Source organism: Mucilaginibacter sp. P4_G9 (assembly GCF_056400985.1).
The window spans coordinates 14,973-28,796 of the sequence record NZ_JBFUKF010000021.1 but is presented as its reverse complement, the minus strand read 5'-3'; the positions used below and the strand labels follow the sequence as shown (position 1 = coordinate 28,796).

Below are 13,824 nucleotides of genomic sequence, written 5' to 3'. Positions count from 1 at the left end.
GCCAAACAATGTTGAATGAGCAGGGAATTTTACATTGACTTTTTGTAAAGGACAAACATTGGTAAACGATCGGGAGACACACGACACGCCGGCGCCAGCGATGGGCTTAATTAATACTTTGTTAAGTAAAAAAACACAAGGATGAGCTTAAAAAAAGCATGAAGAATAAAATATCAATGCGCTTTAAATATATAGCAATCATATTTTTTTGCTCATGTTTTATGTCGTGTTCAAATGGCAATTTAAATCCGGAAAAGATCAATATAAATGCGTTTGATGGCGCAATAAAGGAATTGACTAATAAATCTTTGGATTTAAATCTTGTTACACCAAATCCAGCAATTAATATGAGTGATATTGTATTGAAAAATTTTTATTTTAATAAAAATTTAATCCGATATCTTCCAGAATGTTACAAACTACTAAAGAGTAATAAGGCTATAGAGATAGTCTATTTTTCTCATGAATGTATATTTATAATTTTGAGAAAGCATAAAGGGATTTTTAAGGATCGACTTGAGTGTATAAAAGTTGGTGATTTAAACAAATGTGATTTGTCAAATAGAAGTCAGACAGCCGTAGAAAAAGAAGTTCGATTAAAAAAAGGGCTATCGTATCAGATAGTGATTCAGTATATAKAAACATAACCTCCGCTGGTGCACGCACGTCACGGCCGTTGCCCGACAAGGAATGGTTCGCCCTTCAAATAATAATCAATCAAGGGCAACCTTGCAGTAAACCCTCAAACCAAAAACCCGATTAATATGAAAGTTAGAATTTTAGTTATAATAACTGTTTTTTTTACTTACGGTTGTTCTGGTAACAGTACAACAAACTCCAATAAAAACAAATCAGAAACGAGCCTTAATACGAAAGATCTGATCGCTAAATCAAATAAAAAATATGGAATCTCTGAAATCGAGCTAAAAAAGGATACGTTGAGCCTCGTAGTTATGAATAGAATAATTTATCACCCATTCGGAAAAATGCGAACCGCAGGTGATTTAAAAAGAATCGATCCACATTTCAATTTAATGGAAGAGCAAAAAAGGATAAATATATAGGAGCAGTTAAGTTGTTAAAATTGTTTTATAAGAGAAGCTATCTGACGTTTTTCAACGACAGCGAATCTAACCTACTTGAAATGGTTTCCGGCGAAATTTTAGACAAGGAAATTGTATTACCCGAAAATATTAGTATCGGCATGACCTTAGCGAATTTCGTTAAAATATATTCGTCAGGAGACTTGGGTAGCGAAAGGCAAAAAATAAAAATTGTTAAGCTTATCTCGGGGTTAGATGGTATATGGGAATATTATACTTTTAAACAGGGTGTGTTAAACTCGATTCGAGTTGAAACTGACTATACATTTAGCAAAAATTGAAATCTATCATTTGCATAGTTACCTATACTGTAGCTGACTGGAATAAGGCAGAACAAGTAGCACGCCCAGAGCCACACCATAATTATCGAAAAGAAAACGAGCAAGGACAACAAAAATGAAACGGCCAGTATATACCATCTTCAATGTCATCTACCAGATAACAATATGTTGGGTATTAGTCATTTTGAATGCATATTATAACGATCTGCTCATTCCCGAAAGGTTGTTGCACTCATCTGGAAAGGTTGGGATGAAAATACCCCGCTCTCCGAAGTGTTCCGCTGTTCGAATGTCTCCGACTTCGAACGACTATGCCTGTAGTTTATAACTACCCGTATGTATAGCAAAAGTAGCGAACAGCACAAGTAGTCTGTAGACTACTTTACGTATCGGTTCGAAGTCGGAGACATTCGAACAGCGGGATGGTTCATTGGTTCACTGGTTCGTTAGTTTATTGGTGGATGGCGGACAATTGCTTGAGCGGGGAAGCCCAAGCCTGCCATTGTTCAAAACCGTGCCCAAGACCTCTGCAAAAAAGTGTTTTCTCCCCCAGCGGGGGAATAGCTTTGTAGCAAAAAAAACAACGATGGTGCTCCGTGCCAGAGGTACGGAACCTTAGGTAGCGTACCTCTGGCACGCAAAATATTGTCAATTTATTTGTGCTACAAAGCTTTTGCTCCCCTGGAGCAGTCTATCAGCGTCCCCCCCACCCCAACCACTTTTTCACCGCCACACGAGCAAACGAAATGATATCCAATTCACATTAGCTGTACAAAATTTCCCACTTATGTTACAGTTTTACAATAGTTTATTAATTATTAAATTGTTATCCTGATATTTAGCTAAACGATTAATAGTTAGGGTTGGGGAGGGTTGATTAAATGCGGCCTTCCCCATTATTTAAAGTCTTTATCTGCTCCCGGGTTTGTGTACCCGCATGCAAATTACAGGTATATCGCAAGTACTTTTTCGTTACCGCTCCTGGCTTATACGCCTGCCCGCAAATCACAATGCTTTTATAAACCACTAAGCTTACACCTTACCCAACAGCCCGCGTTAGTGATGGCAGTGGATACCGGGCCAATGCGCGCAAGGCCTGCAGGCGTATGAACGTACAGCACGGGCCCCAACTTCTACCGGTTGGGGTAACGCCATGGTTAATATTTGCTGGCGCAATTATTGCTCATCTTCGGGGGCAAACATCGCTGCCTCCAATACTAAGTTTATGCTGAAATTTTCCTGCAAAAAATATTTTTAATACCTGTTTATTAAGACACCATTATGAATACATTTAATCATGCTGCCGTAAATGAGCATGTTATTGACGACGCGGTTATTTACTACGAAATAACCGGCAATAAGGACAGCCCTGTTATGCTGCTGCTGCATGGCGGCTTTGGCAGTATGGAAGATTTTAATCCGATTTTGCCTTTACTGCTCAGCACTTATTGTGTAATTGGTGTTGATAGCCGGGGGCACGGTCAATCTACTTTAGGTAGCAAAAAGCTAAGTTACGGGCTGCTGCAAAAAGATATAGAAAGTTTATTGCTGCACCTGGATATAAAACAGCTCAGCATTATTGGTTTTAGCGACGGAGGTATTGTAGCCTATCGTTTGGCGGCGTTTAGCACACTAAAAATTGATAAGTTAATTACCATAGGATCAACATGGCATATTAATGATGCGCTGCAAACAAAGGATCTTTTTTTAAGAATTACCCCGCAAAGCTGGGAAAATAAATTTCCCGAAACAGTAGCGCTATACAAGCGCTTAAATGCTGAAGCTGATTTTAACCGTTTTTTTCCGGCTGTTGTAGCTATGTGGCTTGATGATGATAACACCGGATACCCCAACGAGCAAATTGCGCAGGCCAGTTGTGCTTTGCTTATTGTTAGAGGTGATAACGACCATTTAACCACCCGGAAAAGTGTGGCTAAACTTGCCGATTTAGTTAAAGGTGCCTCGCTGCTAAATATTGCCTTCGCCGGACATGTTGCCTATACCGATCAGTACGAAATATTTAAAATAGCCTTAAAACAGTTTTTAAGTAAAAAAAGCTAAAAGCGGAATGCATAAAGCTAAAAGCGGAACGCTTAAAGCTAAAAGCAGAAGGCATAAAGCCAAAATCTAATTATCTAATTATAAATATTTTATAATCTATGTCTATTTATTAGGAATCATCCTTTGTCGGATAGTCCTTCGTCCGATAGTCCTTTGTCCAAAAATCCTTCGTCTGAAAATCCTTCGTCCAGAAATCCATTATCAAAACATTTAAACCCCTAAGCATGTAGTACCCTGTATGCGGTACCTGGCTTTGTTATTTATTGTTGCTATGGCGCTTAGCGGCTGTGATGGCTGTGGCAAAGAGGCTGTAGTGATGGATTCGGCAACAAGGCCGCACGCCGATACCCTGCCGCCGCCTCCACCCGATAGCGCCGGTTTTGTGACCAAAATAACTACCGGCAGCACAACTCCCGATAGCCTGGTTGCCTTTGCAAAAAGCCTGGAGGGCATCCCCTACCTGTACGCCTCTACCGATCCCGAACGGGGCTTTGATTGCTCGGGCTATATTACTTACGTATTTAATCATTTTAATATTGCTTTGCCCAGGCGGTCGGTTGATTTTAACTACCTAAACCGGCAGATCCCCCTCACCCGGGCCAAAACCGGCGACCTGGTGCTTTTTACCGGCCTCGATAGCACGGTGAGGGTGCCGGGGCATATGGGTATTTTAATTGTAAGCCCCAATAAAACACCCACGTTTTTACATTCCACCTCGGGCAAAGCCAACGGCGTAACCGAAACTCCTTTTACCCCCTATTACACTTGCAGGTATTTAAAAACCATCAGGGTGTTCGGGCAAAATGATGATTAGATCCGGGTTTTTTGGATGAAGGATTTTTGGATGAAGGATTTTCGGACGAAGGACTATCAGACAAAGGATGAAGGACTTTCAGACAAAGGACAAAGGACTATCAGATAAAGGACTATCGGACAAAGGATGAAGGACTATCAGATAAAAGATAAAAACGGCCGGTGAATACTGGTCATTTTTTTATTAGGCATCCTATATACTAAAGCATACAAAACATGCCGGCTTATAATTTCTATTAGACTACCATAGAGTCCGGAACCACCGTTTTGTCCTTCGTCCGAGAGTCCTTTGTCTGAAAGTCCTTCGTCCGAAAATCCTTCGTCCAAAAGTCCTTCCCCCGATTGTCCGCCTTAAAATACGTAAAACTACCTATGTAAATACGTATTTCAACGGACATCATAAGCAAAAACCTTATCGATATTTATTAAAAAATATTATTAATAATATCATCATGATCTTTTACCCTCTGCGAGAGGTACCGGGACAGATGAAGGTTACCGGGGCAACTATCTATTCAAAAAAATTAAACATATAATTAAAAAAAGGAGGACACGCATATGGCAGATCAGGTAGCATTTGGGCTGGCAACCAGCAACTCACACCCATCGGGTACAGGAAGTTTTAGTTATGAAGGGTCGTTCAAAATCGTAGTTCAAAACCTTGCTTTCGATAAGCAGGTGTCGGCATGGGCGCAAATAGGCGCAGGCTGGACAAACATTTTCGCGAGTTACAGCCATTCGCTGCCCGACAATTGCGAGCTGTGGACTGCACCTGCAAGCAACAGTGAAGGCCAGTTTGTGGCCAAATATACAGTGAATGGCACAACGTACTGGGATAACAACGGCGGGGCGAACTACAAATTCCCCCAGGCATTTGATGAGTTCGCTGTGCTGGCGGGAAGCAGTGACAAGGCAATTTTAGGAAATGCATCCCTGGCCGGTAGTACACTCAGCGTTAATGTAGGGGTGCAAAATCTCGCCTTTACTAAGGTCGTCGGCATTGTGTTTACTACCAACAACTGGGCTACATTTCAAACCGCCTTTGGTCATTACAACTTTACCATGAAAAGCGGCCTTGAAGTGTGGGCTGTAACCGCACCCGTAGGCGCAGCGACTGAGGCACAGTTTGCCATTTTTTACCAGGTGCCCGGAAACGAATATTGGGACAACAATTTCTCGCGCAACTACAAGGTTACTGCCATCAGCTCCCCGGAGTGGGGCGGTGTATCGTAATGTGCCTCACCCCCAATCTCGCTTTAAAAAACCTAAGTCTCCCTGCCAACCAGCGGGGAGATTATTCATATATTGATGTCTCGGATTGATGGATAATATGGACAGAAGAATGTGGTATTGGGAGAACTATCAAAAGCTCTCCCTTCAGGGGCCTGTAGCTAATCTGCTATATAGGCCAGCTTTACATTTTTATAGGCTGGTTTTTGCAGTTGCAGCTTTAGCTTTTTGAAGCTTTCGGCCGGGCCCTGGGTTACAAACATATTGCTTAACCATGCGGGGATGCTACCTCCCGGATCGGCATGCAGGGTATATACAATTTTTACCTGGCTCTTATTTACCCGGGTAATTACCCACTTGCCTTTTGAATCGGCAACGCGTACCGTTTTGGGTTTTACGGGCACCATATCGGCCACACAGGGTGCATCAATGGTAATCACCTTGGTTTCGGTATCCTGCGATACTTTGATGTGAGCAATAAAATCGCGATTTTGTACCGGCCATGGCACCTCAACAACCGAATAATAGTACAGTTCTGATGGTGATACCTGCTTTACAATATAGTTTGATGAGGTATGGTACAGCCAGTCTTCGCTGTTTTTTACATCCATTAATACAGCCACCAGCTGCGAGGGGGTGGCATCAAAATAGCACTCTACCTTTATGGCCTTAATATTTGAATTGGCCACTTTGCGGGTAAAGATCTTTACACCATCGTTATTGGTTTTTAATACCCAGCTTTCATCGCCCTGTGCAAAAGCTGCATTTACAATCAGCAGAAATAATAAAGTTAATTTTTTGTACATGTTTTTCATTGAGTTTCGATTTCAATGTAACAAATCTATACACAAAACAGGCAGGTTGTTAATCTGCCCTGTCAACACAAGGTCATTTGCATATGGGTTAATATTAAATGTGAAATTGGCGTGGCAATAGCCCTACCCAAACCCGCCCCGGATGGGAGGGATTTAAAAGTTGCCCCTACCCGGGGGAGATTTAGGGAGGGCTCACCTCAAACACATAACTCCCCGCTTTTGCCTGGTAAATGCCGGCAATGGGCTTGTTGCCCGCCATAACTTTGCCTGCAGGGAAAGTTATAGTAGCGGTTGAGTTGGCCGGAATAGTTACCTTATAGGTTACCCTATTGCCGGTACGCTGCCATGAGGAAACTATCTTACCATACGGACCATTGTGCGTGGCGGCAAATTCATTTAAACCCTCCACAAAATGCGGCGCCAGGATCACGTTTTTAAAGCCAGGGCGGTTAATATCCGGGTGAATACCGGCGATGCCTTTGTACAGCCATGCCCCTATCTCGCCAAACATGATGTGGTTAAGGGAGATATCCGATTTGGCATCAATTTGCCAGTTTTCGTACAGGGTGGTAGCGCCGTTCACCATCCACCAGCCCCATGAAGGGAAAGTTTCCTGCGATGCTATTTTGTAGGCTACATCGGGGTAACCGTTGTCGCTCAGCGCACCTAAAATGGCTTTGGCACCCAGGATGCCTACATCCAAATGAAAATTATCGGCTTCAACGCGCCGGGCCAGGTTGGCGGCTACTTTGCTCTTGAGGCCGGCAGGTACCACATCCCAGAATAAAGGAACGCTGAGTTCTGTTTGTAATCCTTTACCATACATACCGGTTTGAGTGTTTAGGTATTTGGCATTGATGGCGTTCTTTATTTTGCCGGCCAGCGCCGAGTATTTTACAAAATCGGCCTGCTTGCCTAATATTTTTGCTGTGCGGGCCAGGATGCTGGCATCGGCATAATAATAAACAGATGAGGTAAGCTCAACCGGTGACACCGATTTTACCGGCACCCAATCTCCCAGGCCCCAGCTGGTGAGACCGCTTGGGTACAGCTCATCAATATGGTTCACATATTTTTCGATGCTGGTATAGCTATCGGCCAGCAGTTTGCTATCGCCATAAAACATGTAAATATTCCATGGGATGATGGCGATGGTGCTGGTCCAGTCGGGCCCGTTGCCCCATTCGTACCCCCAGCCGCCGGTGGGGATGATGGATGGCAGCACACCGTTGGGTTGTTGCTCGTCACGGTGATCGGCCAGCCATTTTTCGTAAATGGTGATGGCGTCAAAATTATACAAGCCGGTTTCGCAGGCTATGTGGGCATCGCCTGTCCAACCGTTCTTTTCGCGTTGGGGGCAGTCGGTTGGGTAACCAAAAAGGTTGCTCAGGTAGCTGTTATTGGTGGCACTCCAAATCTTGTCGATAGTTGGGTTTGATGATTGCACGTTGCCGGTGGGCTGCACATCGCTGTGCATAAAGTAGCCTTTCAAACTTTCTTTAGTAAGCTGGATAGGTTTGCTGCTGCTCACCTCTACATACTGAAAACCTTTGTAATTAAACTTAGGCATAAACGTTTCTTCACCTTTACCGCCGAGGATGAAGATATCTGTCTGGAAAGGGTCTTTATCATCTGTAGGCCGGTAATGGAGGTCGATATTGGATTGATCAACATGGCCGTTCTTATTGAGGCGTTCGGCATGTTTAAGGCGGATAATGGTGCCCGAATCACCTTTAACCGTAATCTGGCTCACGCCGGAAATATTACGGCCGATATCAAAAACCCACAGGTTGTTATCAATTTTAGTAATGGTTTTGGCAGGGATCTCCTCTACATTGCGGATAGGCTGCAGACTTTGTGCCACAATGTTGGCAGACGGCGCCGAGCGGTTGATGACCGGTTTCCAGGCGCTGTCAATAAAACCGGGGGTATTCCATCCGGGTTGTTCTCTGCGGGCATCGTAATGTTCGGCAGTGTAAATACTGTTAAACACAACCGGACTTAAAGCTGTTTTCCACTGGGTGTTGGATGATACCGTTTCTACAGTGCCATCGGTATAAGTGATGCGCAGGTCCATACAAAAGGTTGGTCTGCCGCGCCAGGGGGCCTGGTGAAAGTACCATACCGCCGTGCTCTGGTGGTTATACCATCCATTACCTAACAATACGCCAATAGCATTTTTGCCGTTTTGCAGATTGGCGGTAACATCATAAGCTACATAAAGGGTACGCCTGTCAAACCGGGTATACATAGGGTCGAGGCGATGGTTGCCTATTTTTTTCCCGTTGATATACAACTCATACAAACCGGCCACCGCAATATAAGCCCTTGCCGATTTGATAATTTTGCCCGTTTTAAACGTATGCCTGAAATATGGTGCAGGGTTTACGGCGATGCCTTTATTATCGCTGATCCAGGAGCCTTTCCAGTTACGCATCTCCATCATGCCGGTTTCAAAACTGGCTATGGCGGATGAACTTAGCTTTTTACCGGCCTGGTCCCATAACTGCACCCGCCAGTAGTATTTGGTAAACGGCTGTAAAGCCTTCCCATTATAGCTGATTAGATTTGCCAGGGATGCTACTTTAGTTGTTACCCAGCTATCCCCTCTACCTGTGCCAACCGCAACAGAATCGGTACCCACAAAAAGCTGGTAAGCCGTTTGAGCCGCGCCCTGCTGCGCATCAGCCATGAGCCAGGTTAAACGCGGATGTTTGGCATCCATCCCAATGGGATTGCTGAGGTATTCGCACTTTAAGCCGGATGCTTTGGCCGGTTCGGCGGCTTTAGCAGATTGAATTATTAAGAAACTGTTGAATAATAAGGCGATGTAAAGCATGAGCCTACATAAAGGTTGTTTCATACGGGAGCAAGATATATCGGTTTATAAAAGTAGTAAAAGCTTTTAGCAAAATCCTGGAAAAACAATTTCCTGAAAGTAGCCTTTCAAAATACAGTTGGCAATGTAAAATGATATTTTTATTTGGGCGTCCTGTACTGTCTTGCCGGAGGAAGGGCGTAAATTTTATGAATTCAATTCTACAGCAACTCCTTCAATATCGGCCAAACATTATCTGCCATCACCTTATACCCTGCAGCATTGGGATGCAGCCTGTCTGGTAAATTAAGATGCGCTTTCCCGGCTACGCCTTCCAGGTAAAAAGGCACAAAGGTCATCCGGTTAACATCTGCCAGCCTTCTGAAAATTGCTTTAAAATCAACCGCGAATGAGCCGGGAATAAACAATGGAATCTCCATCCCCATTATTACCAGCTTTATACCGGGATATTTGAGTTTTACCTTATCAATAATTAGCTGTAGGTTTTTAGTGGTAGTTTGGGGTGGTGTACCTCTGATGATATCATTAATGCCCAGCTCCAGCACAAATATGTGCAAAGGGCGGTTCGTCCAATAATCAAGCCGCATAAGGCCACCGGCCGAAGTATTGCCGCTGAGCCCGCCGTTAATGCAATGGTATGGCAGACCCCCGGCATCTATTTTTTGTTGTATTAAGGCAGGGAATGATTCATTTTTATGATCAGGCAAACCATACCCTGCCGTGAGGCTATCGCCAAAAAAAAGAATATTCTGCATAAAATAATGAGTCTTAAGTCAGAAGTTTATAGTCTTAAGTTAAATCTTTTGTATTCCATTTTCCAGCTTAAGACTTTCGACTTAGGGCTTAAGACTTAGAACTTAATACCTGTTATTATCCCTGAAGTTTTGCGCCCGTACGGCTATTTGTTCTAAAGTAAGTTCACCATATTTTTTAGCGCGGTCCATCCATTCAGGAGCTTCGTCGACCAGGTTATCTATGATCGACTTGCCGTCTGGTCCTTTTTTGGTAACATAATTTATGCCGTAGGCAACTGCTGCCCCAATGGCAAGTATTTTGATAAAGCCCATATTTTTAATTATTTAACTATAAGTATATGACAATGATGGTGCCAGTTTGTTACGCCTCACCACGCATAAGATACAAAGCCTTGTAAAAAGTTTAATGTTTTAACTATTTTTACTGCAACTATGTTTTTTATCCTCTCAAAAGTACTGGCATTTTTACTTCTACCCTTGCTATACATTTTTGTTTTATTGGTTGTAGCCTTGTTTTCAAAAAAGCCCAAAGTTAAGCGTCACTTACTGTTATGGGGAGTTGTGTTACTTTGGATTTTCTCGGCCCCATTATTTTTAAACTTATTTGCGAAAGCCTGGGACATAGCGCCCGTAAAGCTGGATGCAGGCAAAACCTATAGTGCTGCTATTATATTGGGCGGCTTTTCTGGCGAAAACAATAAGCATGAAGGCGTATTTAACTGGGCTGCCGATAGGTTTATACAGGGCGTTTTGCTGCAACGAACCGGAAAAGTAAAAAAGCTTGTGATATCGGGAGGGAACGGGCGCCTTTTTGCCAATGCCTTTAAGGAGGCCGATTGGGTAAAAGGGCGGCTAAGGGATTTACAGATCCCGGATAGTTGTATACTGGTAGAGAACCAATCGCGCAACACGCTCGAAAACGCATCGTTAACAAAAGCATTGTTACTTAAAAACAAACAGAAAGGGCCTTATATACTGGTAACATCAGCCTTTCACATGCGCCGGTCATTGCAAATATTTAAAAGCAAGGGCCTTGAAGTAATTGCTTACCCATGTAATTACATTGCCGGAACCGGCACATTATCCTTCTGGGACCTGCTGCCTGATGCAAATACGCTAAACAACTGGAGCTTATATATCAAAGAAGTTATGGGCGTTATAGTTAACTATATAACCGGGAAAACTTAATACCTGTACATTTTTAATATTAACCCCTTTCTGCATAATTGCCAGCCGGCGAATTTTAAAAGTCTAAAACTGGGAGACGGATATCACCCGCTTATATTTCAATAAATATCCTGGATCAAAAGATTATTTTTTACTTTGGCAACCTAAACAAACCGTCATTGCGAGGCACGAAGCAATCCCCTCTTTACAGAGCAGCTTTGCAAATCCGATCTGCATAGTTTGGGATTGCTTCGTGCTTTATAATGACGTGTTTGTAAATTGCTGATTATCAATATGAATTTAAAGACGATTCTCGTTGTGAGAGGAAGAATGATTGTTAAAAAAGGGCTGTCATGCTGAGCCTGTCGAAGCATAGCGGGTGAAGGCCTCTGCGCGCGACCCTTCGACAGGCTGCCATTGACAAGTCTATAACTTGCTGATTATCAGCATTGAAAAAATGTCATTTTCAATGCGATTATTTGCAAGCAAATAAAGGTTACTCAGGGTGACAGGCCGGCCAACTACTTGCATAAGTAAATGACGATCAGTTTTTTATTTTTGGATAGCCTTCTGAGAATTAAAGAAATATTAATAAAACCGGGTTTTTATGCGTATATTATTAGTTGAGGATGAACCCAATATGGTATCGGTTATTAAACGGGGCCTAATGGAATATGGGTTTGAAGTAAGTGTTGCAGCTAACGGCATCACAGGCTTACAAATGGCACTGGATAATGATTTCGACCTGGTTATCCTGGATGTTATGCTACCCGCCATGGACGGTATACAAGTATGTAAACGGATAAGGGAGCAAAAGAAATCTGTCCCCATTATTATGCTTACAGCGCTTGATTCAACCGAAAACATTGTAGGCGGCCTTGATAGCGGGGCCGACGATTATATGGTGAAGCCTTTTAAAATTGCCGAGCTTGCCGCGCGCCTGCGCACACTACTGCGCCGTAGCGGTGGCGAGATACAAACAGGCAATGTTTTCACTATAAATAACCTGCAGGTTGATACCGAATCAAAAATTGCCCGCCGCGACAAAGAAGTATTAAAACTTACCGCTACAGAATACCGGCTGCTGGAGTATTTTATAAAAAATCAAAAAAAGGTATTGTCGCGCATCCAGATCCTGGAAAACGTTTGGGATATTGATTTTAATATGGGAACCAACGTGGTTGATGTTTATGTAAACTACCTGCGTAAAAAGTTAGAAAAAAACGGGGAAGCTAAACTAATTCATACCGTTTTTGGTATGGGGTATATCATGAAAGAGGGCGATACCGATGAAAATACAAAGTAAGATCACCCTGCTGTTCTTACTGTTATCGGGCGGTACACTGATACTGCTCAGTGGCTCCATTTTTTACCTCGTTTATAAATTTAGCTTTGATGATTTTTATAAACGACTGCAAGCCCGCGTAAATATTACTGCCGAAGTAAACCTTTTCCCGGGTGCCCGGAGCAAGGCCTACCAGGAAGTACGCAATAAATACCTTGAAAAGCTGGATTCGGAGAAAGAATACTTTTTAAGTGCCGACAGCAACAAGGTAAGGATACCGGCAGGCAGTAATATCCATAATAAATTTGTTCAAGGCATATTAAGTAGTGGTTCGGCTAAGTTTAGGGATAATAATACTTTTTACGCGGGCTCGGTATTTACAAAAGGCAGCTCAAAATATGTTGTAATTGTTTCGGCATCAAACCCGGCAGGTTTCCAGGAGCTGAAAGACCTGCAGAAGATCCTGATCTATGGCTTCCTGATAACTATGGTATTGGTTTACTTTATAGGGAAGATCTTTTCTTTTTATACCTTTCAGCCGGTAAGGCGCATCATTAATAATGTAAAAAACATTACTGCAAACAACCTGCATTTCCGGCTGGATGAATTAAACGGAAAAGACGAAATTGCTGAGTTATCCTTCACTTTTAACGATATGCTTAACCGTCTTGAAACCGCCTTTGAAACACAAAATAATTTTGTCAGTAACGCATCGCACGAGTTAAGAACGCCGCTCACCATCATCTCATCCGAGGTTGAACTGGCTTTAAATAAGCAGGACCTAAATCCGCAGCAGCGCCAGATTTTAAACACCGTATACTCCGAATCAGAGAAACTTGGCCAGATCCTGAATAGCCTGCTCACCCTGGCACAATCCGGCTTTGATGGTAAACGGCAAAACTGGGAAAGCATAAGGATGGATGAACTTTTGCTCACCGCCTCCGAATCGGTTAAAAGGATCAACCCTGATAGCAATATATTTATCAATCTTGATAATTTGCCCGATGATGAAAACCTGCTTTATGTTAAAGGCAATAATAACCTGCTTCGGCTGGCTATCAACAATATCATCAGCAATGCCTGTAAATACTCCGATAACCGCATGGTAACAGTTGGCCTGCTATCAGAAAAAAACAGGCTTATCGTATCCATCACCGACCAGGGCATTGGCATCCCCAAAACCGAGCTTCAGCATATTTTTGAGCCCTTCTTCAGGGCATCAAACGCGCATGATTATGAAGGCCATGGCGTTGGTTTACCTTTAACCTTAAACATTATCCGCCTGCATAAAGGTAGCCTGGGCATCAGGTCGGAGGTTGGAGTTGGCACAGAGATTAAGGTATTTTTACCGGTTGGGTGAGGCTCACCCAACCCGCTCCAGGGAGAGAGCTTTTAAATTGCATATTCTTTTTTAAGGTAAAACAGGTAGCTTTTTTATCCCCCTCCTTTGAACAGGACCCGGGCAAGCTAATTCT

Annotated in this window: 12 protein-coding genes; 8 read left to right on the top strand and 4 right to left on the bottom strand. The window is 43.1% G+C overall.

Annotation, left to right across the window (positions count from 1 at the left end; genetic code table 11):
• The first annotated feature begins 158 nt into the window (after positions 1 to 158).
• The 5 genes from AC1DPZ_RS04080 to AC1DPZ_RS04060 all read left to right on the top strand — a co-directional run bounded on the left by AC1DPZ_RS04080 (position 159) and on the right by AC1DPZ_RS04060 (position 5,491).
• Entirely contained in the window at positions 159 to 647 is a 489-nt protein-coding gene (locus AC1DPZ_RS04080) for a hypothetical protein (protein ID WP_477401436.1), read from the top strand.
• A gap of 117 nt (positions 648 to 764) precedes the next feature.
• A complete protein-coding gene (locus AC1DPZ_RS04075; RefSeq protein WP_477401435.1) occupies positions 765 to 1,064 on the top strand; it encodes a hypothetical protein in 300 nt (99 codons plus the stop codon).
• A gap of 1,601 nt (positions 1,065 to 2,665) precedes the next feature.
• A complete protein-coding gene (locus AC1DPZ_RS04070; RefSeq protein ID WP_477401434.1) occupies positions 2,666 to 3,445 on the top strand; it encodes an alpha/beta fold hydrolase in 780 nt (259 codons plus the stop codon).
• Between the two features lie 238 nt (positions 3,446 to 3,683).
• Positions 3,684 to 4,259 carry a C40 family peptidase gene (locus AC1DPZ_RS04065; RefSeq protein WP_477401433.1) on the top strand — a complete coding sequence of 192 codons (576 nt, stop codon included), beginning with the start codon at positions 3,684 to 3,686 and terminating at the stop codon, positions 4,257 to 4,259.
• A gap of 557 nt (positions 4,260 to 4,816) precedes the next feature.
• Complete coding sequence (locus tag AC1DPZ_RS04060; protein WP_477401431.1) at positions 4,817 to 5,491, top strand: hypothetical protein; 675 nt, start codon at positions 4,817 to 4,819, stop codon at positions 5,489 to 5,491.
• Positions 5,492 to 5,649: 158 nt separating this feature from the next.
• Here the strand turns inward: AC1DPZ_RS04060 and AC1DPZ_RS04055 are convergent, their stop codons facing one another.
• The 4 genes from AC1DPZ_RS04055 to AC1DPZ_RS04040 all read right to left on the bottom strand — a co-directional run bounded on the left by AC1DPZ_RS04055 (position 5,650) and on the right by AC1DPZ_RS04040 (position 10,209).
• Positions 5,650 to 6,294, bottom strand: coding sequence for an START domain-containing protein (locus AC1DPZ_RS04055; RefSeq protein WP_477401430.1), 645 nt, complete (start codon positions 6,292 to 6,294; stop codon positions 5,650 to 5,652).
• Positions 6,295 to 6,484: 190 nt separating this feature from the next.
• Positions 6,485 to 9,142, bottom strand: a complete 2,658-nt coding sequence (locus AC1DPZ_RS04050; protein ID WP_477401428.1) for an alpha-L-rhamnosidase — start codon at positions 9,140 to 9,142, stop codon at positions 6,485 to 6,487.
• Between the two features lie 200 nt (positions 9,143 to 9,342).
• Positions 9,343 to 9,897: an arylesterase gene (locus AC1DPZ_RS04045; RefSeq protein WP_477401427.1), complete on the bottom strand. Its 555-nt coding sequence runs from the start codon at positions 9,895 to 9,897 to the stop codon at positions 9,343 to 9,345.
• 102 nt (positions 9,898 to 9,999) lie between these two features.
• Positions 10,000 to 10,209, bottom strand: coding sequence for a YtxH domain-containing protein (locus AC1DPZ_RS04040; protein ID WP_477401426.1), 210 nt, complete (start codon positions 10,207 to 10,209; stop codon positions 10,000 to 10,002).
• Positions 10,210 to 10,329: 120 nt separating this feature from the next.
• Between AC1DPZ_RS04040 and AC1DPZ_RS04035 the strand changes: the two genes are divergently transcribed.
• From AC1DPZ_RS04035 to AC1DPZ_RS04025, 3 genes are all read left to right on the top strand, one after another.
• A complete protein-coding gene (locus tag AC1DPZ_RS04035) occupies positions 10,330 to 11,085 on the top strand; it encodes a YdcF family protein (RefSeq protein WP_477401424.1) in 756 nt (251 codons plus the stop codon).
• Between the two features lie 586 nt (positions 11,086 to 11,671).
• The gene (locus AC1DPZ_RS04030) at positions 11,672 to 12,370 is read left to right on the top strand and encodes a response regulator transcription factor (protein ID WP_477401422.1); all 699 of its coding nucleotides are present in this window, start codon (positions 11,672 to 11,674) and stop codon (positions 12,368 to 12,370) included.
• Positions 12,354 to 13,709 (top strand): sensor histidine kinase, encoded by a 1,356-nt coding sequence (locus AC1DPZ_RS04025; RefSeq protein WP_477401420.1) that lies wholly within the window; start codon positions 12,354 to 12,356, stop codon positions 13,707 to 13,709. Before AC1DPZ_RS04030 ends, AC1DPZ_RS04025 begins: the two co-directional genes overlap by 17 nt.
• Positions 13,710 to 13,824: the final 115 nt, after the last annotated feature.